Raw genomic sequence first — 7,598 nt, 5'->3', positions numbered from 1 at the left:
ATGCGCGAGCGGCGGCAGCGCGGCGGCCGCGCCGGCGATCACGCCGCGCGCGGTCAGATACTCGACGATCGCCTGGGCGTCGTGCTCGGCGAATTCATGCGAGACGTCGCGCTGGCTGCGCAGTTCCACCGTCACCGAAATCGAGCCGTGCGGAATCGGGAAACGCTCGCCGAAGCGCTCGCGCAACTCGCTCCAGCAGAAGCTGTGGATTTCGTCGAACGGATTGCCGATCGAATTCAGCGCCAGCAGCGACGCCTTGGCGTCCAGATAGCGCGCGAGCGGCTCGACTTCCGGCCACAGCTCCGGGTTCGTGTAGATGTGCATCGCGGCTTCCCAGTCGCAATGCAGGTCGAGCACGATGTCGGCGTCGTACGACAGGCGTTGCAGCGCGAGGCGTTGCGAATCGAGTTCGGTCTGCGGCTGCTGCGCCGCGAGCGCCTCGCCCATCGCGTGGCGAATGGTCTTGAGGTTCGTGGCGGCGTCGGTGCCCAGGCTCGCTTCGATGTGCGGCAGCACGAGCGCCGTGAGGTCGTGGAAATTGCGATTGAAATTCTGCGCGGTGTTCGATTCGAAGCGGCCCACGAGATGGCCGAGCCAGTGCTGGTTCAGGCCGATCGGATTCGCCACCGGCACGATCACGATCTCTCCGCGCAGGCGTCCGGCGGCTTCGAGCGCGGCGAGCTTGCGGCGCAGCGTCCACGAAACGAGCATGCCGGGCAGTTCGTCGGCATGCAGCGACGACTGGATGTAGACCTTCGGCGCGCCTGTCTGGTCCGCGGACGGATCAGCCGCCGGGCCGTAGTGGAAGCTCGTGATCTGTCGCGCGGTACCGAGCGCGGGCGCGATCAGCGGATGGTTGCGGGTTTGCATGATGAGTGCGCGCGACGCGGATGAGCGCGAGGCGCGTTCGGAGTGGCAGTAGGTTTGGTCCGCAGGCGGACCGGTGCCCATGATCTTAGCCGATATGCGCGGTGGGCTGAATCGGGGTGCGGCGTCGCGCGTAGCCTGGTTGATGCCCGGGCGATGTTGGATCTTCGCACCGTGCGCGCGCCGGAAAGCAAAAAGCCCAGACCGGGGTCTGGGCTTTTTGCATCTCGCGGACCGCTCGGCGGCGGTCGCAGGAAGGCAACGGCGATGCTTAGTTGCCGTACACGTCGAAGTCGAAGTACTTGGCTTCGATCTTCTTGTACGTGCCGTCCTTGATCATCTCGGCGATGGCCTTGTCGATCTTCGCCTTCAGGTCGGTGTCTTCCTTGCGCAGGCCGATGGCGGCAGCGCCCGTCGGGATTTCCTTGCCCGCGAACTGGAAGCCCGCGCCGCGCGGGGTCTTCAGGAAGCCGAGGTCGGCTTGCACTTCGTCTTGCAGCGCGGCGTCCAGACGGCCCGAGATCAGGTCGGCGTAGACCTGGTCCTGGTTCTGGTAAGGTACCACGTTCACGCCCTTCGGCGCCCAGTTTTCCTTGGCGTAGGTTTCCTGGATCGTGCCTTGCTCGACGCCCACCGACTTGCCCTTGAGCGAGTCAGCCGTCGGCTGGAAGCTCGTGCCCTTCTTGGCGACGAGGCGCGTCGGCGTGTTGAACAGCTTCGCCGAGAAAGCGATCTGCTCTTCACGCTGCGGGGTGATGGTCATCGACGAGAGCACGCCGTCGAACTTCTTGGCCTTCAGGCCCGGAATCATGCCGTCGAAATCCTGCTCGACCCACACGCACTTCGCGTTCATGCGCTTGCAGATTTCGTTGCCGAGGTCGATGTCGAAGCCGACCAGCTTGCCATCGGGTGCTTTCGATTCGAACGGCGCGTAGCTCGCGTCGACGCCGAAGCGCACGGTGGTCCAGTCCTTGGCTTGGGCGGCACCGGCCGAGACGGCCAGCAGGGCAACCGACAGGGCGGCAAGCAGTTTCTTCACTATGTGTACTCCTCGTATGGTTCAGGGCGCGCAGCGTGCGGTCGTGCCGCCGCCGTGCTGTGTTCCGGCGCGGCTCGCGCTGGAACTGTGGTGGCCTCGCACTTCACGTTGGGCGTGTTGCGAGCGGCGCCGCAAAGCTTACCCGGTCAAAATTGCTGCGTCGCTAGTGAAATACCGGATGGCGGGCGAGCCAACGCTCTAACGGCCGCCGGCGAATCGATCGCTTCGGCCGCAAAGCCTTGCCGGACAAGGCGCGCGACGTATCGGCGCAGGGCCGCGGCGCGCCTCGGCGAGCGCGATTGCGATGCTCTGCCGCAACAGTCGGATGATTGCGCAAGCACCGATGCGGTGCGATGCGCGGTACATGAAGGGAAGTTGAAATCGAAACGACGGCGCGCCGTTGGCCAGGTCGACAGCCACGGCGCGCCGGTACTGCAATGCAGCAATCTCGCTGGCTCTACTTCAATGCATGCTTAAAGCGCGCTCAACGCGCTCACACCACTCGCTGACCCGCGCGCCACGTCGCGCGCGGCACCGGCAGCGAATCGAGCATCGTCACGCGCACGAAGTCGGCGCGCAGGCCCGGTTCGATCGCGCCGCGGTCGTGCAGACCGGCCTTGCGCGCGGGTTCCCACGACACCGTGGCGACGGCGCGCGGCAGCGTCCAGTCGGCCTTGGTCACGAGGTCGAACGCGGCGGTCAGCAGACTCGACGGCACGTAGTCCGACGAGAGGATGTCGAGCAGATCCGCCTGCGCCAGTTCGAGCGCCGAGACGTTGCCCGAATGCGAGCCGCCGCGCACCACGTTCGGCGCGCCCATGATGGTGGCGATGCCGCGCTGCTTCGAGGCTTCGGCGGCGAGGCGCGTGGTCGGGAATTCGGCCAGCACGATGCCTTCTTCCGCGGCCTGCTCGACGTGCTCGATCAGCGTGTCGTCGTGGCTCGCGAGCGGAATGTTGCGCGCGCGGCAGCGCCCGACGATCTCGCGGCGGTGTGCATCGGCGTAACGCTCCTGCTCGGTGGCCATTTCGGCGAGCAGGTTGTCGGCGTGCTCGTCGGTCCATTTGCCGTGGCGCTCCTGATAGCGGCGCCACTGCGCGCGGTCGTGCCACTGGCGCTGGCCGGGCGTGTGGTCCATCACCGAGGCGAGGCGCAGCAGCGGATGCGCGCTGAGCGTGTCGAACAGCTCGATCACGTCTTCGGTGGCGATTTCGCAGCGCAGATGCAGGAAGTGATCGGCGCGCAGCAGCTTGCGCTCGGTGAAGCGCGACAGCGCGGCGGCGCTCGCGAGCTGCACGTCGCGGCCGCGCACGCCCACGGAAAGACGCGTGCCGATGGCGAGCGCGTCGAACACCGTGGTGATGCCCGCGGCGGCGATCTGCGCGTCGTGGATCACGAACGCGGCGTCGATGTTCCAGTGCACGCCGGGACGCGGCGCGAGGTGTTTTTCGAGGTTGTCGGTATGCAGTTCGACGAGGCCGGGCAGCAGGAAATCGCCTTCCCAGTCTTCGGCGTCGGGCGCGGCGGTCGTGCCGCGCGACAGCTCGCGGATCATGCCGTCTTCCACGCGCAGCGTGCCGGTGAATACGTCGTCTCGCGTCACGATGCGAGCGTTGGTGATCAACATCGTCGGGCTCCAGAAATCAGGTCGTCATCAGGTTGGGGCGCGCGCGGCGCACAGGCTTCAGTGTGCGCGCGGCGCGTGACACAGTGCAGTTTCTTCGCGTCGTTTTTCAGGCGACGGCGTGGGTTTCCATCCCGGCTTGCAGGCCGATCGGCGCGCGCGGCGCGGCGAGCGTCAGCACGCGCGTGGCGACGCGCTCGCGCGTGTCCTCGTCATGGAACACGCCGACGATCGCCGCGCCGCGCTCGCGCGCCTCGACGATCAGTTGCGCGACCACGGCGCGGTTTTCCGCATCGAGCGATGCCGTGGGTTCGTCGAGCAGCAGCACGCGATGCTGCGCGATCAGTCCGCGCGCGATATTCACGCGTTGCTGCTCGCCGCCCGAGAACGTCGCGGGCGCGAGCGGCCACAAACGCTGCGGCACGTTCAGGCGCGCGAGCAGTTGCGCGGCCTGTTCGCGCGCGTCGTCTTCGTCGACGCCGCGTGCAACCAGCGGCGCGGCCACGATATCGAGCGTGCTCACACGCGGAATCACGCGCAGAAACTGGCTCACGTAGCCCACCACGTTGCGGCGCAGACGCAGCACGTCGTGCGGTTCGGCGCCCGTGATCGCCAGATGCTGTTGCGGCAGCGCGTCGTCGCGGATCGCGATGGTGCCGCCGCTCGCGAGATAGTTGCCGTAGAGGCAGCGCAAGAAGGTGCTCTTGCCCGCGCCCGACGGACCGACCAGCACGACGCATTCGCCGCGTTCGACATCGAGCGACACGCCCGCGAGCGCTTCGATACCGATGCCGCCCTGGCCATGCAGCGTGAAGGTCTTGCGCACGTCTTCGGCGCGCAGCATGAGCGCGGGGCGCTCGGCGAACGCGCGCGCGGATGAGGGATTGAGAGTCATCGTGTTCACCATCCTAGACCGGCAGCACCGAGGCCACCAGCGTCTGCGTATAGGGATGCTGCGGGTCGTCGAGCACCTGATCGGTCAGGCCCGATTCCACCACCGTGCCGCCTTGCATCACCATCAGGCGATGCGCGAGCAGACGCGCCACGCCGATGTCGTGCGTGACGATCAGCACCGAAAGATGCAGCGTGGTCGTGAGCGTGCGCAGCAGGTCGAGCAGGCGCGCCTGCACCGAGACGTCGAGGCCCGCGGTGGGTTCGTCCATGAACACGAGGCGCGGACCGGTAACGAGATTGCGCGCGATCTGCAGACGCTGCTGCATGCCGCCCGAAAACGCCGAAGGCAGTTCGTCGATGCGCGTGGCGTCGAGTTCGACGCGCGACATCCATTGCTGCGCGGTGTGGCGAATCTGTCCGTAATGACGCGCGCCCACGGCCATCAGCGGCTCGCCGATATTGGCGCCCGCCGAGACGCCCGCACGCAGTCCGTCGCGCGGATTCTGCTGCACGAAGCCCCATTCGGTGCGTGCGAGCAGACGGCGGCGCGGCTCGGAAAGCGTGCGCAGATCGAGCGTTTCGCCGTTGACGTTCACGTAGTTCAGCGCGCCGGAATCGGCGGGCGTGCGCAGCGCGAGCGTGTTGAGCAGCGTCGTTTTTCCCGAGCCCGATTCGCCGACGATGCAGAGCACTTCGCCGGGATACAGGTCGAAGCTCACGTCGCGGCAGCCGTTCTTGCCGCCGAACTGTTTCGTGAGCCGGCGGGCGCTGAGAAGCGGCGTCATGCGTGTTCTCCCGGTTGAATCGAATGCTCGTTCAGCGAAGATGATTCGCTATCCTGATGTTCTCGCCGATCGTGGCAATAATCGCTGTCCGAGCAGACGAACATGCGCTTGCCCGCATCGTCGACGATCATCTCATCGAGGAAACTCTCGCGCGAACCGCACAGCGCGCACGCGTGCTCCCAGCGCTGCACTTCGAACGGGTGATCGTCGAAGTCGAGCGATTTCACCGACGTATAAGGCGGAATCGCGTAGATGCGGCGCTCGCGGCCCGCGCCGAACAATTGCAGCGCGGCGTTCATGTGCAGCTTCGGATTGTCGAACTTCGGGATCGGCGAAGGCGAGGTCAGATAGCGGCCGTTCACCATCACGGGATAGTCGTAGGTGGTCGCGATGCTGCCGTGCTGCACGATGTCCTCGTAGAGCTTCACGCTGATGAGCCCGTAATCGGCGAGCGCGTGCAGCTTCTTGCATTCGGCCACGCGCGGTTCCAGGCGGTACAGCGGCTCGGGCATCGGCACCTGATAGACGAGAATCTGCTTCTCGGTGAGCGGCGTTTCGGGAATGCGGTGGCGCGTCTGCACGATGGTCGCTTCGCTCGTGCGGCGCGTGGTCGCCACGCCCGTCGTGCGCGCGAAAAAGCGGCGGATGTTCACGGCGTTGGTCGTATCGTCGGAACCCTGGTCGATGACCTTGAGCGTGTCGTTCGCGCCGATGATCGCCGCCGTCACCTGAATGCCGCCCGTGCCCCAGCCATACGGCAGCGGCATTTCGCGCGAGGCGAACGGCACCTGGTAGCCGGGCACCGCCACCGCCTTGAGCAGCGCGCGGCGGATCATGCGCTTGGTCTGCTCGTCGAGATAGGCGAAGTTGTAGCCGTCGGCGGCCTGCGTTTCGTGCGAGGCGAGCGCCGTGTCGAACGTATCGGGAGCGTTCATGCAGCTTCTCCTTCGTGCTGCGCGCGCAGGCGGCGCACGAGTTCGAGTTCGGACTGGAAGTCCACGTAATGCGGCAGTTTCAGATGCTGCACGAAACCCGAGGCCTCCACGTTGTCGCTGTGCGAGAGCATGAATTCGATGTCCTGGGTCGGCGAGGCGAGCGTCTCGCCGAGTTCTTCCGCACGCAGCGCGCGATCGACCAGCGCCATCGCCATCGCCTTGCGCTCCGCATGGCCGAACGTGAGGCCGTAACCTTGCGTGAAGGCGGGTGGCACATCCTTGCTGCCCGCGAACTGGTTGATCATCTGGCACTCGGTCAAGTCGATTTCGCCGATCTCGACCGCTTCGCCCAGTTCGTCGAGCACCATTTCCACGGCCACCGAACCGAAGCGGATCTCGCCCGCGAACGGATGCGAATGTGCGTAGCCGCGCTGCGTGGCGTAGCCCATCGCGAGCAGAAAGCCTTCGTCGCCGCGCGCGAGGTTTTGCAGGCGCACCGAGCGGTCGGCGGGAAACGACAGCGGTTCGCGCGACAGATCGCCGGGTTCGGCGGCGTCGGGCGTGGCCGTTTCCTGTTCGATCAGCCCTTCCTTGTCGAGCAGCGTGACGACGCGCGGCATCGGCTCCGATTCCTGCTGCGGCTGTACGGGCGAAATTGATTCGGTATCCGTATCATTGTCGCCTTCCGCGAGCAGTGCGAAATCGAGCAGACGTTGCGTGTAATCGTAAGTCGCGCCCAGCACCTGGCCGCCGGGCACGTCCTTGAAGGTCGCGGAAATGCGGCGCTCCACCGCCATGTTTTCCGTTTCCACGGGCAGCGTATAGCCGAAACGCGGCAACGTCGTGCGATACGCGCGCAGCAGAAAGATCGCTTCGACGAGATCGCCCGCGGCCTGCTTGATCGCGAGCGCGGCGAGTTCCTCGTCGTAGACCGAGCCTTCAGCCATCACGCGCGCCACGGCGAGGCGCATCTGTTCGCGGATCTGCGCGACGCTCAGCTCGGGCACGTTCGTGTCGCCACGGCGTGCCTTGTCGAGCAGGCGCCACGACGCTTCGATCGCGCGCTCTCCTCCTTTGACGGCGACGTACATCAGTTCATCTCCACGCGAGTCGTGCGCGGCAGGCCCATGAGGCGGTCGCCGCAGACGAAATAGAAGTCGATGCCGCACGGAAAGAGCGGCGCGAGTGCGGCGCGTTCCTGCCAGAAACGCGCGGGCAGTCCGGCGGGCGCGATGGTTTGCGTCGATTCGATGCCGGGGCCGCGCAGCGTGAGCGGCGCGCCTTCGGTCAGCGAGTCGACGCGCACGAACACGGTGGCCGACTGCTCCGGCGATTCGGGCGTGCCGCACGCGAACGCATCGAGCGGCGGCAGCGCGGCGGCGTCGTGCACGTAGGCGAACGCGGCTTCATGCGCGGTGTCGGCGAGCGGCGCGTCGGCGTGAAAGCGCAGCGCG

8 protein-coding genes are annotated in these 7,598 nt (G+C 66.4%); all 8 read right to left on the bottom strand.

Annotated features, from left to right (window positions below; all coding sequences use genetic code 11):
• Nucleotides 1–870 (bottom strand): succinylglutamate desuccinylase/aspartoacylase family protein (locus G3N97_RS34375; RefSeq protein ID WP_205997321.1); only part of this gene is annotated, 870 nt, incomplete at its 3' end.
• A gap of 268 nt (nt 871–1,138) precedes the next feature.
• Complete coding sequence (locus tag G3N97_RS34370) at nt 1,139–1,906, bottom strand: ABC transporter substrate-binding protein (RefSeq protein WP_205997320.1); 768 nt, start codon at nt 1,904–1,906, stop codon at nt 1,139–1,141.
• 493 nt (nt 1,907–2,399) lie between these two features.
• Nucleotides 2,400–3,533 (bottom strand): alpha-D-ribose 1-methylphosphonate 5-triphosphate diphosphatase, encoded by a 1,134-nt coding sequence (locus G3N97_RS34365; protein WP_205997319.1) that lies wholly within the window; start codon nt 3,531–3,533, stop codon nt 2,400–2,402.
• Nucleotides 3,534–3,639: 106 nt separating this feature from the next.
• Nucleotides 3,640–4,425 carry a phosphonate C-P lyase system protein PhnL gene (phnL, locus tag G3N97_RS34360; RefSeq protein WP_205997318.1) on the bottom strand — a complete coding sequence of 262 codons (786 nt, stop codon included), beginning with the start codon at nt 4,423–4,425 and terminating at the stop codon, nt 3,640–3,642.
• Between the two features lie 13 nt (nt 4,426–4,438).
• Complete coding sequence (gene phnK / locus G3N97_RS34355) at nt 4,439–5,209, bottom strand: phosphonate C-P lyase system protein PhnK (protein WP_205997317.1); 771 nt, start codon at nt 5,207–5,209, stop codon at nt 4,439–4,441.
• The gene (locus G3N97_RS34350; RefSeq protein ID WP_205997316.1) at nt 5,206–6,144 is read right to left on the bottom strand and encodes an alpha-D-ribose 1-methylphosphonate 5-phosphate C-P-lyase PhnJ; all 939 of its coding nucleotides are present in this window, start codon (nt 6,142–6,144) and stop codon (nt 5,206–5,208) included. The genes phnK and G3N97_RS34350 overlap by 4 nt, the downstream gene beginning before the upstream one ends.
• On the bottom strand, nt 6,141–7,235 hold the full coding sequence (locus G3N97_RS34345; RefSeq protein ID WP_205997315.1) for a carbon-phosphorus lyase complex subunit PhnI: 1,095 nt from the start codon (nt 7,233–7,235) through the stop codon (nt 6,141–6,143). Before G3N97_RS34345 ends, G3N97_RS34350 begins: the two co-directional genes overlap by 4 nt.
• A partial coding sequence (phnH, locus tag G3N97_RS34340; RefSeq protein ID WP_205997314.1) for a phosphonate C-P lyase system protein PhnH occupies nt 7,235–7,598 on the bottom strand: 364 nt, incomplete at its 5' end. The genes phnH and G3N97_RS34345, both read right to left, overlap by 1 nt.

It is taken from the genome of Paraburkholderia sp. Ac-20347 (assembly GCF_017104805.1).
Lineage (GTDB): Bacteria > Pseudomonadota > Gammaproteobacteria > Burkholderiales > Burkholderiaceae > Paraburkholderia > Paraburkholderia tropica.
Note: the sequence above shows the minus strand (reverse complement) of the source record. Positions and strands in the feature narration are given on the sequence as shown.

Bases quoted from the DNA above. Each gene is read 5' to 3' on its own strand.
- G3N97_RS34350 (WP_205997316.1), bottom strand. From the start codon at position 6,144: ATGAACGCTCCCGATACGTTCGACACGGCGCTCGCCTCGCACGAAACG.
- G3N97_RS34345 (WP_205997315.1), bottom strand. From the start codon at position 7,235: ATGTACGTCGCCGTCAAAGGAGGAGAGCGCGCGATCGAAGCGTCGTGG.
- G3N97_RS34365 (WP_205997319.1), bottom strand. From the start codon at position 3,533: ATGTTGATCACCAACGCTCGCATCGTGACGCGAGACGACGTATTCACC.
- phnK (WP_205997317.1), bottom strand. From the start codon at position 5,209: ATGACGCCGCTTCTCAGCGCCCGCCGGCTCACGAAACAGTTCGGCGGC.
- phnL (WP_205997318.1), bottom strand. From the start codon at position 4,425: ATGACTCTCAATCCCTCATCCGCGCGCGCGTTCGCCGAGCGCCCCGCG.